This is a genomic window from Streptomyces sp. NPDC051576 (assembly GCF_040681835.1).
Lineage (GTDB): Bacteria > Actinomycetota > Actinomycetes > Streptomycetales > Streptomycetaceae > Streptomyces.
This window is the reverse complement of record NZ_JBFAZO010000001.1, coordinates 1-18,019: the sequence shown is the minus strand read 5'-3', so window position 1 is coordinate 18,019 and position 18,019 is coordinate 1. Positions and strand designations below refer to the sequence as shown.

At 69.4% G+C, this 18,019-nt stretch carries 18 protein-coding genes and 1 rRNA gene; 4 read left to right on the top strand and 15 right to left on the bottom strand.

Annotated features, from left to right (window positions below; translation table 11 throughout):
- Nucleotides 1–53: 53 nt before the first annotated feature.
- The 5 genes from AB0M63_RS00095 to AB0M63_RS00075 all read right to left on the bottom strand — a co-directional run bounded on the left by AB0M63_RS00095 (nt 54) and on the right by AB0M63_RS00075 (nt 5,673).
- Nucleotides 54–1,760, bottom strand: coding sequence for a uroporphyrinogen-III synthase (locus AB0M63_RS00095; protein ID WP_366017814.1), 1,707 nt, complete (start codon nt 1,758–1,760; stop codon nt 54–56).
- Nucleotides 1,757–2,716 (bottom strand): hydroxymethylbilane synthase, encoded by a 960-nt coding sequence (gene hemC / locus AB0M63_RS00090; protein ID WP_355923345.1) that lies wholly within the window; start codon nt 2,714–2,716, stop codon nt 1,757–1,759. The genes AB0M63_RS00095 and hemC overlap by 4 nt, the downstream gene beginning before the upstream one ends.
- A complete protein-coding gene (locus AB0M63_RS00085) occupies nt 2,713–4,425 on the bottom strand; it encodes a glutamyl-tRNA reductase (RefSeq protein ID WP_366017813.1) in 1,713 nt (570 codons plus the stop codon). The genes hemC and AB0M63_RS00085 overlap by 4 nt, the downstream gene beginning before the upstream one ends.
- Nucleotides 4,422–5,186: a redox-sensing transcriptional repressor Rex gene (locus AB0M63_RS00080; RefSeq protein ID WP_355923341.1), complete on the bottom strand. Its 765-nt coding sequence runs from the start codon at nt 5,184–5,186 to the stop codon at nt 4,422–4,424. The genes AB0M63_RS00085 and AB0M63_RS00080 overlap by 4 nt, the downstream gene beginning before the upstream one ends.
- Before the next feature lie 247 nt (nt 5,187–5,433).
- Complete coding sequence (locus AB0M63_RS00075) at nt 5,434–5,673, bottom strand: glutaredoxin family protein (RefSeq protein ID WP_355923339.1); 240 nt, start codon at nt 5,671–5,673, stop codon at nt 5,434–5,436.
- 114 nt (nt 5,674–5,787) lie between these two features.
- On the opposite strand from AB0M63_RS00075, the gene AB0M63_RS00070 reads away from it, so the two are divergent.
- From AB0M63_RS00070 to AB0M63_RS00060, 3 genes are all read left to right on the top strand, one after another.
- Nucleotides 5,788–6,726, top strand: a complete 939-nt coding sequence (locus tag AB0M63_RS00070) for an HAD-IB family hydrolase (RefSeq protein WP_355923337.1) — start codon at nt 5,788–5,790, stop codon at nt 6,724–6,726.
- 315 nt (nt 6,727–7,041) lie between these two features.
- Nucleotides 7,042–7,815, top strand: a complete 774-nt coding sequence (locus tag AB0M63_RS00065; protein WP_026151088.1) for an ECF subfamily RNA polymerase sigma factor, BldN family — start codon at nt 7,042–7,044, stop codon at nt 7,813–7,815.
- Nucleotides 7,816–8,048: 233 nt separating this feature from the next.
- The gene (locus tag AB0M63_RS00060; protein WP_366017812.1) at nt 8,049–9,269 is read left to right on the top strand and encodes a DUF5667 domain-containing protein; all 1,221 of its coding nucleotides are present in this window, start codon (nt 8,049–8,051) and stop codon (nt 9,267–9,269) included.
- Between the two features lie 94 nt (nt 9,270–9,363).
- Here AB0M63_RS00060 and AB0M63_RS00055 read toward each other — a convergent pair whose 3' ends face one another.
- From AB0M63_RS00055 to AB0M63_RS00035, 5 genes are all read right to left on the bottom strand, one after another.
- A complete protein-coding gene (locus AB0M63_RS00055; RefSeq protein ID WP_366017811.1) occupies nt 9,364–10,446 on the bottom strand; it encodes a lysophospholipid acyltransferase family protein in 1,083 nt (360 codons plus the stop codon).
- A 14-nt stretch (nt 10,447–10,460) separates the two neighbouring features.
- Nucleotides 10,461–11,522 carry an NAD-dependent epimerase/dehydratase family protein gene (locus AB0M63_RS00050; protein ID WP_366017810.1) on the bottom strand — a complete coding sequence of 354 codons (1,062 nt, stop codon included), beginning with the start codon at nt 11,520–11,522 and terminating at the stop codon, nt 10,461–10,463.
- A gap of 209 nt (nt 11,523–11,731) precedes the next feature.
- Nucleotides 11,732–11,830, bottom strand: a complete 99-nt coding sequence (locus tag AB0M63_RS00045) for an AURKAIP1/COX24 domain-containing protein (protein WP_003948845.1) — start codon at nt 11,828–11,830, stop codon at nt 11,732–11,734.
- Nucleotides 11,831–11,941: 111 nt separating this feature from the next.
- Nucleotides 11,942–12,151, bottom strand: coding sequence for a helix-turn-helix domain-containing protein (locus tag AB0M63_RS00040; RefSeq protein WP_093781815.1), 210 nt, complete (start codon nt 12,149–12,151; stop codon nt 11,942–11,944).
- A gap of 129 nt (nt 12,152–12,280) precedes the next feature.
- Nucleotides 12,281–13,096, bottom strand: a complete 816-nt coding sequence (locus AB0M63_RS00035) for a phosphatase (protein ID WP_366017809.1) — start codon at nt 13,094–13,096, stop codon at nt 12,281–12,283.
- 196 nt (nt 13,097–13,292) lie between these two features.
- On the opposite strand from AB0M63_RS00035, the gene AB0M63_RS00030 reads away from it, so the two are divergent.
- Nucleotides 13,293–13,739: a spore-associated protein A gene (locus AB0M63_RS00030; RefSeq protein WP_366017808.1), complete on the top strand. Its 447-nt coding sequence runs from the start codon at nt 13,293–13,295 to the stop codon at nt 13,737–13,739.
- Nucleotides 13,740–13,851: 112 nt separating this feature from the next.
- Here the strand turns inward: AB0M63_RS00030 and AB0M63_RS00025 are convergent, their stop codons facing one another.
- The 5 genes from AB0M63_RS00025 to rrf all read right to left on the bottom strand — a co-directional run bounded on the left by AB0M63_RS00025 (nt 13,852) and on the right by rrf (nt 17,840).
- On the bottom strand, nt 13,852–15,024 hold the full coding sequence (locus AB0M63_RS00025) for an acetoin utilization protein AcuC (protein WP_366017807.1): 1,173 nt from the start codon (nt 15,022–15,024) through the stop codon (nt 13,852–13,854).
- A complete protein-coding gene (locus tag AB0M63_RS00020) occupies nt 14,975–16,186 on the bottom strand; it encodes an MFS transporter (protein ID WP_355923322.1) in 1,212 nt (403 codons plus the stop codon). The genes AB0M63_RS00025 and AB0M63_RS00020 overlap by 50 nt, the downstream gene beginning before the upstream one ends.
- A 67-nt stretch (nt 16,187–16,253) precedes the next feature.
- The gene (locus AB0M63_RS00015) at nt 16,254–16,949 is read right to left on the bottom strand and encodes a VC0807 family protein (RefSeq protein ID WP_355923320.1); all 696 of its coding nucleotides are present in this window, start codon (nt 16,947–16,949) and stop codon (nt 16,254–16,256) included.
- 69 nt (nt 16,950–17,018) lie between these two features.
- On the bottom strand, nt 17,019–17,663 hold the full coding sequence (locus AB0M63_RS00010) for an HAD family hydrolase (protein ID WP_355923318.1): 645 nt from the start codon (nt 17,661–17,663) through the stop codon (nt 17,019–17,021).
- A gap of 60 nt (nt 17,664–17,723) precedes the next feature.
- Nucleotides 17,724–17,840 (bottom strand): 5S ribosomal RNA (gene rrf / locus AB0M63_RS00005).
- Nucleotides 17,841–18,019: the final 179 nt, after the last annotated feature.

Sequence of the window (18,019 nt, the reverse complement as noted above, 5' to 3'; positions counted from 1 at the left end):
GCGCGTCCTCCCCGCGACCACCTCAGACTCAGCCCCCAGTTTCAGCCCAGGACTCAGGTCGTCCTACGACGCCTGGCACCCGGCCGACGCTCGCTCGGCCGGGTAACGGGATCTCCCGCCTCCTGCGCCGCAGCACGGCGCCTCAACCCGAAGTTCGCCAGCGCCTCGGCCAACTTGTGCACGGACGGCTCCGGAGCCATCACATCCACCCGCAGCCCGTGCTCCTCGGCCGTCTTCGCCGTAGCGGGACCGATGCACGCGATCACGGTCACGTTGTGCGGCTTCCCGGCGATGCCCACCAGGTTCCGCACCGTGGACGACGACGTGAAGAGAACGGCGTCGAAGCCACCCCCCTTGATCGCCTCCCGGGTGTCGGCCGGCGGCGGTGAGGCCCGCACGGTCCGGTAGGCCGTGACGTCGTCGACCTCCCACCCAAGCTCGATCAGCCCGGCGACAAGGGTCTCGGTCGCGATGTCGGCGCGCGGCAGGAACACCCGGTCGATCGGGTCGAAGACGGGGTCGTACGGCGGCCAGTCCTCCAGCAGACCGGCGGCGGACTGCTCCCCGCTCGGCACCAGGTCCGGCTTCACGCCGAAGGCGATCAGCGCGTTGGCGGTCTGCTCGCCCACGGCGGCGACCTTGATGCCCGCGAAGGCACGCGCGTCGAGCCCGTACTCCTCGAACTTCTCGCGGACGGCCTTGACCGCGTTGACCGACGTGAAGGCGATCCACTCGTAGCGGCCCGTGACGAGCCCCTTGACCGCGCGCTCCATCTGCTGGGGCGTGCGCGGGGGTTCGACGGCGATCGTCGGCACCTCGTGCGGTACGGCGCCGTAGGACCGCAGTTGGTCGGAGAGCGAGGCCGCCTGCTCCTTCGTGCGCGGGACGAGGACCCTCCAGCCGAACAGCGGCTTGGACTCGAACCACGACAACTGGTCGCGCTGGGCGGCGGCGGAACGCTCACCGACCACGGCTATCACCGGCCGGCCACCGTCCGGGGACGGCAGCACCTTCGCCTGCTTCAGCGTCTGCGCGATGGTGCCGAGCGTCGCGGACCAGGTGCGCTGGCGGGTGGTCGTGCCGGCCACCGTGACTGCCATCGGAGTATCGGGCTTGCGGCCCGCGGCCACCAGCTCACCGGCCGCCGCGGCGACCGAGTCCAGCGAGGTGGACACGACGACCGTGCCGTCGGACGCGCCGACCTCGGTCCAGCAGCGGTCCGAGGCGGTACGGGCGTCCACGAACCGGACGTCCGCACCCTGCGCGTCCCGCAGCGGGACACCGGCGTACGCGGGCACGCCGACGGCCGCCGCGACACCGGGGACGACCTCGAACGGCACACCGGCGCGGGCGCAGGCGAGCATTTCCTCGGCGGCGTACGTATCTAGTCCGGGGTCCCCGGACACCGCACGTACGACCCGCCTGCCGCCCCGCGCGGCCTCCATGACAAGATGTGCCGCATCCCGTACAGCGGGTAGGCCAACGGTTGTTGACACGCCGTCAACAACCGTTAGTTGAGGCGTGCCTGTGCCCGGGAACGCGTCCGAAGAAGGACCCGGATCCGGATGCACGACGGCCACGCCCGATCGGGCGTGCGCACGTACGACGTCGAGCACCTCGTGCTCGGCGACGAGAACGTCCGCGTTCGCCAGCGCCTCCACGGCGCGCAGTGTGAGCAGTCCCGGATCTCCGGGTCCGGCACCCAGGAAGGTGACGTGCCCGTGTTCCGGACCAGCGGCGGGAAGAGTGGTGGGGCTCACTTGGCTTGCTCCCCCATGAGACCGGCCGCGCCCTGGGCAAGCATCTCGGCGGCGAGTTCGCGACCGAGCGCCAGTGCTTGGTCATGCGTCTCGGGCACGGGACCGGTGGTGGACAGCTGCACCGTACGCGATCCGTCGGTCGTGCCGACTATCCCGCGCAGGCGCATTTCCTTGACAATCTGCCCGTCGGCCAGCAAGTCGGCCAGCGCGCCCACAGGGGCGGAGCAGCCGGCTTCCAGGGCGGCGAGCAGGGACCGTTCGGCGGTCACGGCGATCCGTGTGAACGGGTCGTCGAGCTCGCCGAGCGCGGCGATCAGGTCCGCGTTGTCCGCGGCACATTCGATCGCCAGGGCCCCCTGGCCGGGGGCGGGCAAAACCGTGTCGACCGACAGGAAGTCGGTCACCTCGTCGATCCGGCCGATCCGGCTCAGTCCGGCGGCGGCGAGGACGACGGCGTCCAGCTCACCGTCCCGCACGAAGCCGATCCGGGTGTCGACGTTCCCGCGGATCGGGACCGTCTCGATGTCGAGGCCGTGGCCGCGCGCGTACGCGTTCAACTGGGCCGTGCGGCGCGGGGATCCCGTACCGATGCGCGCCCCGCGGGGCAGGTCGGTGAACTTCAGGGCGTCCCTCGCGACGAGCACGTCCCGCGGGTCCTCGCGCTCCGGAACGGCGGCGAGCACCAGCTCGTCGGGCTGCGTGGTCGGCAGGTCCTTGAGCGAATGAACCGCGAAGTCGACCTCACCGCCGAGCAGCGCCTCACGCAGCGCGGTCACGAAGACCCCGGTGCCGCCGATCTGCGCGAGGTGTTCGCGGGAGGTGTCGCCGTAGGTGGTGATCTCGACGAGCTCGACGGGCCGTCCGGTCACCTGGCTCACGGCGTCCGCCACCAACCCGGACTGGGCCAGGGCGAGTCTGCTCCGCCTGGTCCCGAGCCTCAGTGCCTTGTTACTCATGCTGGCCCTCGGTTCTTGCTGTTCTCGTTCTCAGAGTCTTGTTGGGCCCTGGAGACGGAGGCCACCGTCTCCTGGTCGAGGTCGAACAGGGTGCGCAGCGCGTCCGCGTACCCGGCGCCGCCTGGCTCGGCCGCGAGCTGCTTGACCCGTACGGTCGGGGCGTGCAGCAGCTTGTCGACGACGCGCCGCACGGTCTGCGTGATCTCGGCGCGGTGCTTGTCGTCGAGGCCGGGCAGCCGTCCGTCGAGCCGGGCGATCTCACCCGCCACGACATCGGCGGCCATGGCGCGCAGGGCGACCACGGTCGGCGTGATGTGCGCGGCCCGCTGGGCTGCCCCGAAGGCCGCGACCTCGTCGGAGACGATACGCCGGACCGCGTCCACGTCGGCCGCCATCGGAGCATCCGCGGAAGCCTCGGCGAGCGACTCGATGTCCACGAGCCGCACCCCGGCCAGCCGGTGCACGGCGGCGTCCACGTCCCGCGGCATCGCGAGGTCGAGGAGCGACAGCGCGGGCGCGGGGCGCGGGATCCGCGCGACGGGCTCGGGCCTACGCCGCTCGGGGATCCGGCCGACGGTCACGGCCATGGCGGCGAGTTCGGCGATGAGCTCCGCCTCGGCCTCGGGCGTACGGCGGCCACTCTCGCGCCGGTCGACGGTGGCCCCGGCGACCCAGGCCGCGTGCTGCTCCAGCGTCGCCGCGTCCATGCCGGCCACGGCGGCCTCCCCCATCACGGAGAAGCCGGTCGCCCCCTGCACCGCCGAGAGGTCCAGCGGACAGCCGTCCTCGGCCCCGACGGAGGTCGGCGGAAGGTCTTCGCGTACCTCGTCCGGCGCGGCCGTGCGGTCGGCCGCCGCGTCCAGCGGCACCCGGCCCTCGACGGCCTGCGCGACCGCGTCGGCCGTCAGGACCAGGCCCGTGGCGCCCGTGCAGGACACGGCGACATCGGCACGTGTCAGCTCGAACGGCACCGACTCCATCGGTACCGCGCGGGCGGACACGTCCGTTTCGGGGCTCTCGGTGATGATCTGGGCGAGGCGCTCGGCGCGGTCGGACGTGCGGTTGGCGACGACGATCTCGGCGACCCCGGCGCGGGCGAGGGTCGCGGCGGCCAGCGACGACATGGAGCCGGCGCCGATGACCAGGGCGCGTTTCCCCTTCGCCCAGGCCTCCACCGGCGTACCGGAGGAGAGCTGCTGAAGGCCGAAGGTGACCAGGGACTGGCCGGCGCGGTCGATGCCGGTCTCGGAGTGGGCGCGCTTGCCGACTCTCAGGGCCTGCTGGAACAGGTCGTTCAACAGCCGCCCGGCGGAGTGCAGTTCCTGCGCCTTGGCCAGCGCGTCCTTGATCTGACCGAGGATCTGGCCCTCGCCGACGACCATCGAGTCGAGGCCGCAGGCCACCGCGAAGAGGTGGTGGACGGCCCGGTCCTCGTAGTGCACGTAGAGATAAGGAGTGAGTTCCTCCAGGCCGACCCCGCTGTGCTGGGCGAGCAGCGTGGACAGCTCGGCGACGCCCGCGTGGAACTTGTCCACGTCGGCGTACAGCTCGATGCGGTTGCAGGTGGCCAGGACGGCGGCCTCGGCGGCCGGTTCGGCGGCGACCGTGTCCTGGAGGAGCTTGATCTGGGCGTCCGCGTTCAGCGTGGCCCGCTCCAGGAGACTGACCGGGGCGCTGCGGTGGCTCAGCCCGACGACGAGGAGACTCATGCCGGCATCACGGCGGGGACGTCCCCGTCCGGTCCCTGCTCGGCGGAGTCGCCGCGGCGTGCGGCGGCCGGGTGCGCCTCTTCGTTGGCGGCGGCCTCCTCGCCGGCCTTGCGCTGCTCGTGGAAGGCGAGGATCTGCAGCTCGATGGAGAGGTCGACCTTGCGGACGTCGACACCGTCCGGGACGGTCAGCACGGTCGGCGCGAAGTTCAGGATGGACGTGACCCCGGCGGCCACCAGCCGGTCGCAGACGGGCTGGGCGGCACCGGCGGGGGTGGCGATGACGCCGATGGAGACGCCGTTGTCGCTGATGATCTTTTCCAGCTCGTCCGAGTGCTGCACCGGGATGCCCGCGACGGGCTTGCCGGCCATCGCCGGGTCCGCGTCGATGAGGGCGGCCACCCGGAAGCCTCGGGAGGCGAACCCGCCGTAGTTGGCGAGGGCGGCGCCGAGGTTTCCGATACCGACGATCACGACCGGCCAGTCCTGGGTCAGGCCCAGTTCGCGGGAGATCTGGTAGACGAGGTACTCGACGTCGTAGCCGACACCGCGGGTGCCGTAGGAGCCGAGATAGGAGAAGTCCTTGCGCAGCTTCGCGGAGTTGACCCCCGCGGCGGCCGCGAGCTCCTCGGAGGAGACCGTGGGTACCGAGCGCTCCGAGAGTCCGGTCAGCGCGCGGAGGTACAGCGGGAGACGGGCGACGGTGGCCTCGGGAATCCCTCGGCTACGGGTCGCCGGTCGGTGAGTTCGGCCAGTTGCCACGGTGCTCCTGCGGGTAGAGCGGGGCTGTAGGCGGTCACACGTACCAAGACCGCCCCGTCGAAAGCAGGCTATGTCTTTGTGAACGCGTGCACAAAGATGGTGTCCGTTTTGCCCGGCCAACGTGACCGGGGTCACGCACACGCGTCCCAGGTGCATTCCAGGGGGCAAAACCGCCACACTCCTCGTAATTCCCGCCCCCGAGACCAAACCGCCGTCGATCCTAAGCGACGTTCGGGTGCGCGTTGAACTACTTGGTCAGTTCCCTGCGCAGGCGCCCCTCGTCCACCCGCCAGAAGGTGTGCTGTTTCCCATCCACGAGGACCACCGGAATCTGCTCCCAGTACTCGTCGTGGAGCCGCTGGTCCTCGGTGATGTCCTTCTGCTCCCAGGGGACACCGAGGTCGGCGCACACCTTCTCCACGACGAGCTGCGCGTCCTCGCACAGATGACAGCCGGGCTTCCCGATGAGGGTGACGAGATGACTCATGCAGACCATTCTCACGCCGTCCGAGGACTTCTTTAACGGCCCGGTCGCGGAGAGTTCACAGCCTCCGTACCTGGCGGCTCCGGAACCACCGAACAGACTGGCTATGCTCACGACATGGCCGCTCTCGGATGGCTCACTCCCCGTAGGCGCTCCGCCACGGCGCGGAGCGTGTTGGCAGGCGAGGCCTCTGCGGAGGCAGCGCGCAAGTCGTCGCAGGACGTCCAGGACATACAGGACGCCCGCACGGAAGAGGCGCAGGAGCCCGAGTTCCCCGTCCTCGGCGACGACAGAGCGGCCGCCTTCTTCGACCTCGACAACACCGTCATGCAGGGCGCGTCGATCTTCCACTTCGGCCGGGGCCTGTACAAGCGGAAGTTCTTCGAGACCCGCGACCTCGCCAAGTTCGCCTGGCAGCAGGCCTGGTTCAGGCTCGCCGGCTCCGAGGACCCCGAGCACATGCAGGACGCGCGCGACTCCGCGCTGTCCATCGTCAAGGGCCACCGCGTCGCCGAACTCCAGTCGATCGGCGAGGAGATCTACGACGAGTACATGGCCGAGCGCATCTGGCCGGGCACCCGCGCCCTCGCCGAGGCGCACCTCGCCGCGGGCCAGAAGGTGTGGCTCGTCACGGCGGCCCCGGTGGAGATCGCCAATGTGATCGCCCGCCGCCTCGGCCTCACCGGCGCGCTCGGCACGGTCGCCGAGTCCGTCGACGGCGTCTACACCGGCAAGTTGGTGGGCGAACCCCTGCACGGCCCCGCGAAGGCGGAGGCGGTACGGGCGTTGGCGGCGGCGGAGGGCCTGGACCTGTCCCGCTGCGCCGCCTACAGCGACTCGCACAACGACATCCCCATGCTGTCGCTGGTCGGGCACCCCTACGCCATCAACCCGGACTCCAAGCTGCGCAAGCACGCGCGGGAGTTGGACTGGCGGCTGCGCGACTACCGCACGGCCCGCAGGGCGGCCAAGGTCGGCATCCCGGCCGCGGCCGGCGTGGGCGCGGTGGCCGGCGGCACGGCCGCGGCGATCGCATTGCACCGCCGACGCCGGTGACGCGGTAAACACAGCCAATCCACGGTTCGTACCCGCGTAACCCGCTGTCCAGTCACGTTGGCTGCACACGGCCACAACACGCCCCGGTCCCTGACTGAATTCGGACTGTTCTGATCAACAACCGGTCACTCTGCGGTACTTGATCGGGCGTCAACCGGTTACAGAAGCGACGTAATCGATGATTTGAGCAACTGGGTGTAGCAGCGCCTGTACGAAGCGTTATTCTCCTCAGACGCAATCCGGTACCCCTCCGTCGCTACGACGGGTGAATGTTCCGGTACTGCACGTGATGGAAGCTCTGCCTCTGGGAGTCCCGTGTACCCACACGTCGGGGTTGACGCCTCGGGCCTGGCTACGCTGCGCGCAACGGTCCAAGACCTGTTGCGCGGCTTCGTCCCCACCGCGTACGCCGTCCCCGCCGCCTTCGCCACCACCGCACCCGTCGGTCCGTGCTACGCACTGGCCGACGGCGGCGCGGCTGTTGGCAGACGAGGGCGCTCGGCCGGCGCCGCCACCGCACGACGTCCGGCCGCTGACAGCGACAGCGCCCGGATGATGGACCTCGTGGAGCGTGCCCAGGCCGGCGAAGCCGACGCCTTCGGCCGCCTCTACGACCAGTACAGCGACACTGTGTACCGGTACATCTACTACCGAGTGGGAGGCAAAGCCACCGCCGAGGACCTCACCAGCGAGACCTTTCTGCGCGCCCTGCGCCGCATCGGCACATTCACCTATCAGGGGCGCGACTTCGGCGCCTGGCTGGTGACCATCGCCCGCAACCTCGTGGCGGACCACTTCAAGTCGAGCCGCTTCCGGCTGGAAGTGACCACCGGCGAGATGCTCGACGCCAACGAGGTCGAGCGCTCCCCCGAGGACTCCGTCCTGGAGTCCCTGTCGAACGCCGCCCTCCTCGACGCCGTACGACGGCTCAACCCCCAGCAGCAGGAGTGCGTCACGCTCCGCTTCCTCCAGGGCCTCTCCGTCGCGGAGACCGCCCGGGTGATGGGCAAGAACGAGGGCGCGATCAAGACCCTGCAGTACCGGGCCGTGCGCACTCTCGCCCGGCTTCTCCCGGACGACGCCCGCTGACGGCATACGCTCGGTAGCGCCCAACTCGCGCTCAGTGAAAGTCCGTTGAGTTCGCGGTCGGATCATCCGTCGTCCGTAACCCAAGTGCCGCGCCGCTCGTTGTGCGGGATACAGGCTCCCTGTGGTCACGTCCTGACTCTCTCCGATCACTCGATCGTGTGGATGCGGTCAGGCTGTGCAACCCTCAGGACCCCCTGGGGAGTCGACCGTCATGACGAGAGGAGGTGCCGCCAGTGATCGCGAACGTATCGGCGCACCGGCGGGCGAACGCCTTCGCCCAGGCCCTGGAAGAGGAGCAGTCCGACCGGGGTACGGCGGCCGAGCAGTCCGAAGGACCGGCCCCGGCCCCGGCTGCTGCGGAACAGACCGAGCAGGGCCGCATGCTGGCCTTCGCCACCGGTCTCGGCGAGCTGCCCAAACCCGTGCTGGACCCCGAGGTCAAGGTCGTCCAGCGGGCCCAGTTGGTCGCCGCGTTCGAGGCCATGCTGCAAGGGGGCGAGGCACCGGAACCTTCGGTACCGGAGCAGCGTTCGCACCGGTCCCGGGGCACGCACCGGGCCACCGGCCTGGGCAAGCTGCGACCCCGCACCCGGCTCACCAAGGGCCTCGCGGCCGGCGGACTGAGCGTCGGGGTGGCCGCAGGTGCCTTCGGCGGAGTGGCCGCGGCCAGCTCGGGCGCCCTGCCCGGTGACTCGCTCTACGGCCTGAAGCGCGGCATCGAGGACTTCAAGCTCAACTACCTGTCCGACGGCGACGACCAGCGCGGTGTGGCCTACCTCGACCAGGCGTCCAACCGCCTGAGCGAGGCACGCCGGCTGATCGAGCGGGACCGCAGCGGCCACCTCGACCACGAGCAGCTCGGCGAGATCCGCCGCACGCTGTCCGGGATGACGCACGACGCGTCCGAGGGCCACCGCCTGCTGCACGAGGCGTACGAGCAGGACCCGAACTCCCTGGGCCCCATCCAGGCCCTCTCCGCGTTCTCCCGCTCGCACCGCGAGGCCTGGGGCGCGCTCCGCGACCGCCTGCCCGTCCAGCTCGGCGACGTCAGCGACCAGGTCTCCTCGGTCTTCGACGCCATAGACGAAGAGGTCGCCCCGCTCCAGTCGCTGCTCCCCCAGCCCCCGGCCAGGTCGACCGGCGGCACGGGCCGACACCGCGCCCCCGATACGCCGTCCACCGGGGGCTCGGCCGGCTCCCACCGCTCGACGAGCCCGAGCACCACGGACGGCTCGGCCGAGAACAGCCACTCCACCACCCCGACCGAGTCCGCCACCACCGGCGACGGCCTCCTCGGCGGCAACACGGGCGGCCTCCTGGACCCTCCGAAGTCCTCCGGCACGGCGTCCCCGTCCACCACCAAGCCGACGATCCCCGAACCGGACGTCACCCTCCCGCCCCTGCTCCCGGGCCTGCTGCCGGGCCTGGGCATCGACGGCGAGGACGCGAACTAGGCGATCACCACATGCCTGTGGGGCTACGGGATCTTCTCCGTAGCCCCACAGGTGCATGTCAGGTTTCTCAGACGAAGGCCGCGCGAAGTCGACCTCAGAAGAACACGGACCTCCGCTGCACCAGCAGTTTGTACAGCGTGTGCTGGATCTGTTCCCGCACCTGGTCCGTGAGGTTGAACATCAGCATCGGGTCCTCGGCCGCCTCCGGCGGGTAGCCGTCCGTCGGGATCGGCTCGCCGAACTGGATCGTCCACTTCGTGGGGAGGGGGATCGCGCCGAGCGGGCCCAGCCACGGGAACGTGGGGGTGATCGGGAAGTACGGGAAGCCCAGGACCCGGGCCAGCGTCTTCGAGTTGCCGATCATCGGGTAGATCTCCTCCGCGCCCACGATCGAGCACGGGATGATCGGCGCGCCCTGCCGCAGGGCCGTCGAGACGAACCCGCCCCGGCCGAAGCGCTGCAGCTTGTAGCGCTCGCTGAACGGCTTGCCGATGCCCTTGAAGCCCTCCGGCATCACACCGACCAGCTCACCGCGCCCCAGCAGCCGCTCGGCGTCCTCCGCGCAGGCGAGGGTGTGACCGGCCTTGCGGGCCAGCTCGTTGGCGACCGGCAGCATGAACACCAGGTCCGCCGCGAGCAGCCGGAGGTGGCGGCCGGCGGGGTGGTTGTCGTGCACGGCGACCTGCATCATCAGGCCGTCCAGCGGCAGCGTCCCGGAGTGGTTCGCGACGATCAGCGCCCCGCCCTCGGCCGGGATGTTCTCGATGCCCTTGACCTCGACCCGGAAGTACTTCTCGTACAGCGGGCGCAGCACCGACATCAGGACCTGGTCGGTCAGCTCCTCGTCGTAGCCGAAGTCGTCGACCTCGTAGTCCCCGGTCAGCCGGCGGCGCAGGAACGACAGGCCGTGGGCGATACGGCGCTCCAGGCCGCCCTGGACACTCTGAACACCCTGGCCGGCCTCGTCGTCCGGCGCCCGCTCCGGCTCTTGTTCCTCGCGCGTCACAAGAACATCATCCTGCGTGAGGTCCAGTCCGGGCAGGGGCTGGACCTCACGGACCAGCGCGGGCTCGCCGTTCTTGCGCCGGCTCCCCGTGCTCCGGCGCCGCTGCGGCCGCTGCACGGCGTTCGCACGGGACCGGTCGTCGTCGAACGGAATGACCTTGGCATCCGCCATCGTTGATGCGCTCCTCAGTTGGCGCTCGGCGTCGGGGTGTGGCCACTGCCCGGTCGGGACAGCGCGGCGATCCGGTCGACGGCCCCCGCGACGACCTCGGGCGGCAGCAGCCCCGGGCCCTGGCCGCGCGCGAAGTCCGCGAAGGTCTCGGCGGTCGTGTACTTCGGCCGGTACCCCAGCGTCTCGCGCATCTGGACCGTCGACACGACCCGGCCGTGGGTGAGCAACCGGATCTGTTCGGGGGAGAAGTCCGTCATCCCCAGCGTCCGCACCAGAGAACCGGCCCAGGTGACCGCCGGCAGCAGCAGCGGCACGGTCGGGCGGCCCAGGCGCCGGGAGCACTGGGAGAGCAACAGGACGCCGTCCCCGGCGATGTTGAAGGTGCCGCTGTTGAGCGTCCCCCGCTCCGGTTCGTGCGAGGCGATCCGCAGCACCTCGATCATGTCGTCCTCGTGCACGAACTGCAGCCGCGGGTCGTAGCCGAACACGGTCGGCAGGACCGGCAGCGAGAAGTACGACGCGAGCGGCGAATCCGCCGTAGGACCAAGGATGTTGGCGAACCGCAGCACGCACACGGCGACGTCGGGGCGGCGGCGGGCGAAGCCGCGCACATAGCCCTCGACCTCGACGGTGTCCTTGGCGAAGCCGCCGCTGGGCAGGGACTTCGGCGGGGTCGTCTCGGTGAAGACGGCCGGGTCGCGCGGCGCGGACCCATAGACATTGGTGCTGGACTTCACCACCAGCCGCTTCACGACCGGCGACTTCTGGCAGGCACCGAGGAGCTGCATGGTGCCGATGACGTTGGTCTCCTTGACCGTGGTCCGGCTGCCGCTGCCCAGCGCGGTGCCCGTCACGTCCATGTGCACGACCGTGTCGGCGCCCGACTCGGCGAGCACGCGCGCGATGGTGGGCTGCCGGATGTCGGCCTGGATGAACTCCGCGCCCCCCAGATGATGCCCGGGCGGGACCGCGTCCACGGCGATCACCCGGTCGACCTCCGGGTCACGCTGGATCCGTCGTACGAACCGGCCCCCCAACTGACGGGCCACTCCGGTCACGAGCACGACCTTCCCCAAGATCAGCGCCTTCCTTTTGTGTTACCCGTGTGCGGCCAACCTAGCGGGTCGGTGTTGCGCTGTGATGACCGCCTGACGCCCGACATCACGAGTACCCACATTCGGCACATGACGCGGACACAGCCGCGGGCACGGCCGCCGACATGACTGTGGCCCCCCACCGCATTCGGTGGGGGGCCACAGGAGACGCTCTCGCTGCGTCGCGTCGTCTACTTCTTGTTACGACGCTGAACGCGCGTGCGCTTCAGCAGCTTGCGGTGCTTCTTCTTAGCCATCCGCTTGCGCCGCTTCTTGATAACAGAGCCCACGACTACCCTCGCTCACTTCTCATCACTCGGTGCTGGGCATCATGGGCCCATACGACCTACAAGGGGCCAGCCTACCCGTCCGAGCGCTGAGGTCGTAATCGAGGGTTCACCTCAGGCTGTCTCCACCCCCACATAACTCTCGCGAAGGTACTCGTGTACCGCTTGCTCGGGGACGCGGAAGGACCGCCCCACCCGGATAGCGGGCAGATGACCGCTGTGCACCAACCGGTACACGGTCATCTTCGACACTCGCATCACCGAGGCGACCTCCGCCACGGTAAGGAACTGAACCTCGTTCAGAGGCCTCTCGCCAGCAGCCATGACACACCTGAACCTTCCGCACTCGACGGTCACCGGCTTCCCCTTCCGATGACTCTTCGTCGTTGCGTGCTCACTCCCCAATGTAGGGGCGGGTGATGCGAGTGGGGAAGAGGTGCACCCATCGGCGGCCTACTGTGACAGACACGCTCGATTGAGTACGTAGCGGGTAAGCGGGCGGTAGTAATCGGACCGCACACCGTCATCAAGTGGAACTACCACGGACACCGACCCCTCGGCCTCCCCCACAAAGAGCGCGGGGTCATCCGTATCCGCCAGCCCAATGGCCTCAAACCCCAGCTGACCTGCTCCGCAGACCCATCCGTGGTCTCCGATCACCAGCTCCGGAAGCACCCCGCCGGCCTCCGCCGCCGCACCCAGCACGGTACGAACCGGGAGCGGTGAGTGCGTGTGTGCGCCGGGCTCACAACCGGGGCGTTCGGGGCCCGGATCGCGGACGAGAGCGACTCCTCGTACGTAGGCAAGGTTGTAGGTGCGTAGACCGAACCGGGTCGTTATGTCGACACAGCGACCATGCGCCGGGGTGAGGACAGTACATCCCGCCGCCGACAGCGCGTCCGCCAAGGCGGCGTAGAACCCGAGCAGCCGATGTGGATGCCCGGTGCCGAGGAGCACGGTCCCGCCGCGCTGCGCGACCGCCGCCAACCGGTCGGCGAAGGCATCCAGAGCGGTCAGGGTCCGCTCCGGGTCGATCACATCATGCCCGGAAACGTGCTCAGGGTCGGCCGAAACCCCACACTTGTCCGCCATCAGACCGATCAAGTCCCGCTGTCCCCATGTCCATTCGGGATCGAGTCCGATCAGCACCCGGGGGTCCCGGGCGGCGAAGGCCCGATAGCTCCGCAGGCTCTCCTCCCGCGAGGTCGCCACGGGTCCGGCCAGCCGGGCGGCCAGCAGATGGGCGCGGAGCGCGCCGGTGGTCAACACGGGAGCGATGGTGACGGACGGCGGGTGGGGGCACGGCGGGAACGCCGGAAACACCGCACCGTTGGCGTAGTCCCGGTGACAGAACAGTGACACAAACAACCACAACTGCCGTACGACTTCCCGGGTCTCACCTCGTGTGGACGGAACGACCAACCGTCCCAAGCGAGTTGACGATCACACCAACTGGGGGAACACCATGAAGCTGAACCTGTCCCGCCGCACCACGACCGCCGCGGCACTCGCCACCCTGGCCCTCGGCGGCACGATCGCCGCCACCGCCCCGGCCTCGGCGGCCACCACCACCAAGGCAGCCGCGGCCACCGCCACCTACAACGGCGCCTGCGGCACCGGCTACAAGGTCATCGACTCCACGCCCGTCGGCAACGTCGGCAAGGTCTTCCTGACCTGGAACGAGTCGACCGGCAAGAACTGCGCCGTGACCATCCGCAACGCCCCGGGCGCCAAGATCTTCATGGCCGTCGAACTCAACGTCAGCGTCGGCCACGAGAGCACCCCGGTCGTCGACAGCGGCCAGTACACGTCCTACGCCGGCCCCGTCTACATGCCCGCCCGCGGCCAGTGCGCCGTCTGGTACGGCGTCATCGGCACGGCCAAGGGCGGCGACTCGGGCCACTGCGGCTGAGGCACTTCTCGACATCGGCCGGCAAAAACCAGCCCGTCCGGCGTTTGAGGACGAGGCCCGTTCAGGGCCGATCGGGGGTCTGGGGGCGGAGCCCCCAGACCGAAACCCGGGCCTACGCCAGCAGCCCCCGCAGCGGGAACACGGCCCGCCGAGCCGCCACGATCGCCTGATCGAGGCGGTCGGCAGGGTCATAGCCCGCCTCCCAGGAGGCATAGCCCACCGGCCACCGCCCATCCGTCATCCGCTGCGGCCCCAACTGCCGCGTCCGTGCGAACACTTCCTGCCGCCACCCCTCCGGGATCACCGCCTCGGGCTCGATCTCCCGCCCCGCGGCGATCGCGACAAGATGCGTCCACGACCGCGGCACCACCTCCACCACGGCATAACCGCCCCCGCCGAGCGCGACCCACTTCCCGTCCGCGTACTCGTGCGCCAGCTCATGACACGCCACCTGCACGGCCCGCTGCGCGTCCAACGACACCGCGAGATGCGCGAGCGGATCCTCGAAGTGCGTATCGGCCCCGTGCTGCGTCACCAGCACCTGCGGCCGGAAGTCCGCGATCAACTCCGGTACGACGGAGTGGAAGGCCCGCAACCACCCCGCGTCCCCGGTCCCGGCCGGCAGCGCCACGTTCACCGCGGAGCCCTCCGCACTCGCGGCCCCGGTCTCCTCCGGCCACCCGGTCTGCGGGAACAACGTCCGCGGATGCTCGTGCAGCGAGATCGTCAGCACCCGGGGGTCCTCCCAGAACGCCGCCTGGACCCCGTCCCCGTGATGCACGTCGACATCGACGTACGCGACCCGCTCGGCCCCCAGCTCCAGCAACCGAGCGATGGCCAGCGAGGCGTCGTTGTAGATGCAGAACCCGGAAGCCGCCCCCGGCATCGCGTGATGCAGCCCACCGGCGAAGTTCACGGCGTGCAACGCGTCCCCACGCCACACGGCCTCGGCCGCCCCGACTGATTGCCCCGCAATCAGCGCGGACACCTCGTGCATCCCGGCGAAGGCGGGATCATCCATCGTCCCCAGCCCATACGCCCCGTCCGCCGACTCCGGATCGGCCGAAGCGGCCTTCACCGCCTCGACGTAGTCCTCCCGGTGGACGAGCCGCAACGTCGAGTCACCGGCGGGCTTCGCCGCCACGACATCCACGTCCTTGTCGAGCCCGAAGGCATCGACGAGGCTCCGGGTCAGGGCCAGCCGGACCGGATCCATCGGATGGTCCGGACCGAAGTCATAGCCCGTTACTGCCTCGTCCCACATCAGCTGTGCGCGCCCGCTCATGCCCGTCACCGTATCGGTCCGCCTGCGGCGCGAACGAGTGGGCGTACACCAACGTCACCAGCACCAACACCATCGGCACGAGCATCGCCCAGCGGTAACTCCACGCGTCGCCCAACGCCCCCACCAACGGCGAACCGATCAGGAACCCGACGTAGTTGAAGACGTTCAGCCGCGCGATCGCCGTATCGGAGGCCCCCGGGAACAACCGCCCGGCCGCCGCGAAGGTCTGCGGCACCAGCACACACAGCCCGAGCCCCACCAGCGTGAACCCGAGCATCCCGACCCAGGCCCCGGGCGCCACGGCCACCACCGCGAACCCCAGCGCGGCCACCACCGCCCCCAGCCGTACGACGGCCACGGCCCCGAACCGCCGCACCCCGAGGTCCCCGATCCCCCGCCCGACCAGGCACATCACCATGTAGACGTTGTACGGAACGGTCGCCACCTGCTCCGAACTGCCCAGCACGTCCTTCAGATACTTCGCGCTCCAGTTGGAGACCGTCGAGTCCCCGATATAGGCGAAGGTCATCACCAGACACAGCGGCAGCAGCAACTTGAAGACCAACGGCCCGGCTTCGGCCCCCTCGCCTTCCGCGCCCGTCCCACTGCCGTCGACGTACCACCGACTCCCCACGAGGGCCGCCGGCAGCAACACCGCCACCACGGGCAGATACGACACCCACAACGCCAGATGCCAGTGCGCCCCCGCCCACGCCAGCGAGGCCCCCATGATCCCGCCCAGGCTGTACGCGGCATGGAAGCTGAGCATGATGCTCCGCCCGTACGTCCGCTGCAGACTCACCCCGAGCATGTTCATCGAGGCGTCCAGCGCACCCACCGCGAGCCCGAACACGCCGAGCGCGACGGCCAGTTCGGCCATGTTGTCCCCGGCCCCGACCCCGAGCAGCGCCAGGAGCACGACGGGCTGGGACCAGCGCAGCAGCACGCTGGGCCGTATTCGCTTCACCAACTGCTCGGTCGTGACGCTCCCGACCCCGGCGAGGATCGGTACGGCGGCCAGGAAGACGGGCAGCAGCCCGTCCGAGACCCCGTACCGGTCCTGGATCGCCGGGATCCGTGTCACGAGCAGCGCGAAGGTGGCGCCCTGAGCGAAGAAGCTGAACGCCAACGAGGCCCTACCGCGCCGCAGCACATCTGTCATGGCGGCGAGCGTAGGGCCCCGAACGTACTCGTGGGTAGATCCAGCCAAAGATGAAGTTCTCTCACCTTTACCGAGCGGCGACCAGCGAGGGGACAACCGCAGGTGCGGGGGCGTCCCCGGCCTTCAACTCCTCGGCGATCATCTCCGCCATCGGCCCGACCGCGAGACCACCGCTGACGACCGCGGTCACGGCCATCGTGCCGATCATGACGACCGTACCCAGCCAGACCATCGTGTCCACCGGCAGCGTGTACGCGCCGACGACCCGGGCGACACACTCGCCGAGCAGCGCAACACCCCACACCAGCGAGAAGCGCCGCTCGGCCCGCTGGAAGGCCGCCGACCCACCCAACAGCCGGTCGAAAGCGGCCTCCCGCTCCGGGTCCCCCTTCACCAGGAACGGCTTCATACCGGCGGTCATCATCGGCCGCCCCATCGCCACCGACACCAGGACCCCGATCCCGATGACACTGCTGACCCCGCTGTCCTTGGCGAGCATCAGCCGCGGATCACCGGCGACAAGGCTGAGCAGCAGCCCGACGACGTTCACGAAGAGGATCAGGGCGGCAAAGGCATTGATCGTCCGCTCGGCGACCACACCCCACACCGTCCGCACCGCCGGCACCACACTGCTCCACCCGAGCGCCGCCACCGTGCTCATCCCGAACCCGCTCTTCAGCAGGTAGTACGACCCGATCGGCACCGCCACGTCGATGAGGAGCGGCGCGAAGTTCTGCTTCTTGGAGCCCGTGTTCGTCGTCATGCACACAGACTGCCGCCGACGCCCCCACCGCCAGTAGAAACGATCGTCCGGACCTCGGCATGACAAATGTCAGACGAGCAGGTCAACCAACTCCCGCATGTCACCGAAGAGTTCCGTGGCCCCGGCAAGCCGCTCAGCAGGCGTCATGGCGGTGAACCCATAGACATCCATCCCGGCCGCGATCGCAGCCTCCACCCCCAGCGGACTGTCCTCCACAACCACACACCTCTCCGGTACGACACCCATCCGCTCGGCCGCGTACAGGAACAGATCCGGCGCGGGCTTCCCCCGCCCCACGTCCTGCGAGGAGAAGACCCGCCCCTCCTCGAACCACCGGTCGAGCCCGGTCGTCCGATGCCCCACCCGAATCCGCTCATGACTCCCGGACGAGGCCACGCAGTACGGCACCCCGTCCGCCGCCAGCTTCTCCAGTACGTCGACGGCCCCGCCGACCGGCTTCAACTCCCGCTCGAACGCGGCGAACACACGGGCATGGAAGAGGTCGTCGAAGTCGCCCGGCAACCGCTGCCCGGTCCGCTCCAGGACCAGCTCATGGATCCGGTGCATCGCCGAGCCCATGTAGTCACGGATGGAGTCCTCGTACGAGGTCGGATGCCCCAGCTCGGTGAGATAGCCGGCGAGGATCCTGTTGGAGATCGGCTCACTGTCGACGAGAACACCGTCATTGTCGAAGATCACGAGGTCATAGCGCATAGGTACGAGCCTAAACGCAAAAAACCCCGCACCAAATGGCACGGGGTTTTCGCAATATTTGTTCGGCGGCGTCCTACTCTCCCACAGGGTCCCCCCTGCAGTACCATCGGCGCTGTAAGGCTTAGCTTCCGGGTTCGGAATGTAACCGGGCGTTTCCCTCACGCTATGACCACCGAAACCCTAATGGTTTCGAGCGAACAAGCACACTTTTCTGTTGTGTGGTTCAAGCTCTAGCCGACAACTGTTCGTTGTCTCAGAACTAACACAGTGGACGCGAGCAACTGAGGACAAGCCCTCGGCCTATTAGTACCGGTCACCTCCAGCGGTTACCCGCCTTCCAGATCCGGCCTATCAAC

Bases quoted from the DNA above. Each gene is read 5' to 3' on its own strand.
- hemC (WP_355923345.1), bottom strand. From the start codon at position 2,716: ATGAGTAACAAGGCACTGAGGCTCGGGACCAGGCGGAGCAGACTCGCC.
- AB0M63_RS00085 (WP_366017813.1), bottom strand. From the start codon at position 4,425: ATGAGTCTCCTCGTCGTCGGGCTGAGCCACCGCAGCGCCCCGGTCAGT.
- AB0M63_RS00075 (WP_355923339.1), bottom strand. From the start codon at position 5,673: ATGAGTCATCTCGTCACCCTCATCGGGAAGCCCGGCTGTCATCTGTGC.
- AB0M63_RS00070 (WP_355923337.1), top strand. From the start codon at position 5,788: ATGGCCGCTCTCGGATGGCTCACTCCCCGTAGGCGCTCCGCCACGGCG.
- AB0M63_RS00055 (WP_366017811.1), bottom strand. From the start codon at position 10,446: ATGGCGGATGCCAAGGTCATTCCGTTCGACGACGACCGGTCCCGTGCG.
- AB0M63_RS00040 (WP_093781815.1), bottom strand. From the start codon at position 12,151: ATGGCTGCTGGCGAGAGGCCTCTGAACGAGGTTCAGTTCCTTACCGTG.
- AB0M63_RS00030 (WP_366017808.1), top strand. From the start codon at position 13,293: ATGAAGCTGAACCTGTCCCGCCGCACCACGACCGCCGCGGCACTCGCC.
- AB0M63_RS00025 (WP_366017807.1), bottom strand. From the start codon at position 15,024: ATGAGCGGGCGCGCACAGCTGATGTGGGACGAGGCAGTAACGGGCTAT.
- AB0M63_RS00020 (WP_355923322.1), bottom strand. From the start codon at position 16,186: ATGACAGATGTGCTGCGGCGCGGTAGGGCCTCGTTGGCGTTCAGCTTC.
- AB0M63_RS00015 (WP_355923320.1), bottom strand. From the start codon at position 16,949: ATGACGACGAACACGGGCTCCAAGAAGCAGAACTTCGCGCCGCTCCTC.
- AB0M63_RS00010 (WP_355923318.1), bottom strand. From the start codon at position 17,663: ATGCGCTATGACCTCGTGATCTTCGACAATGACGGTGTTCTCGTCGAC.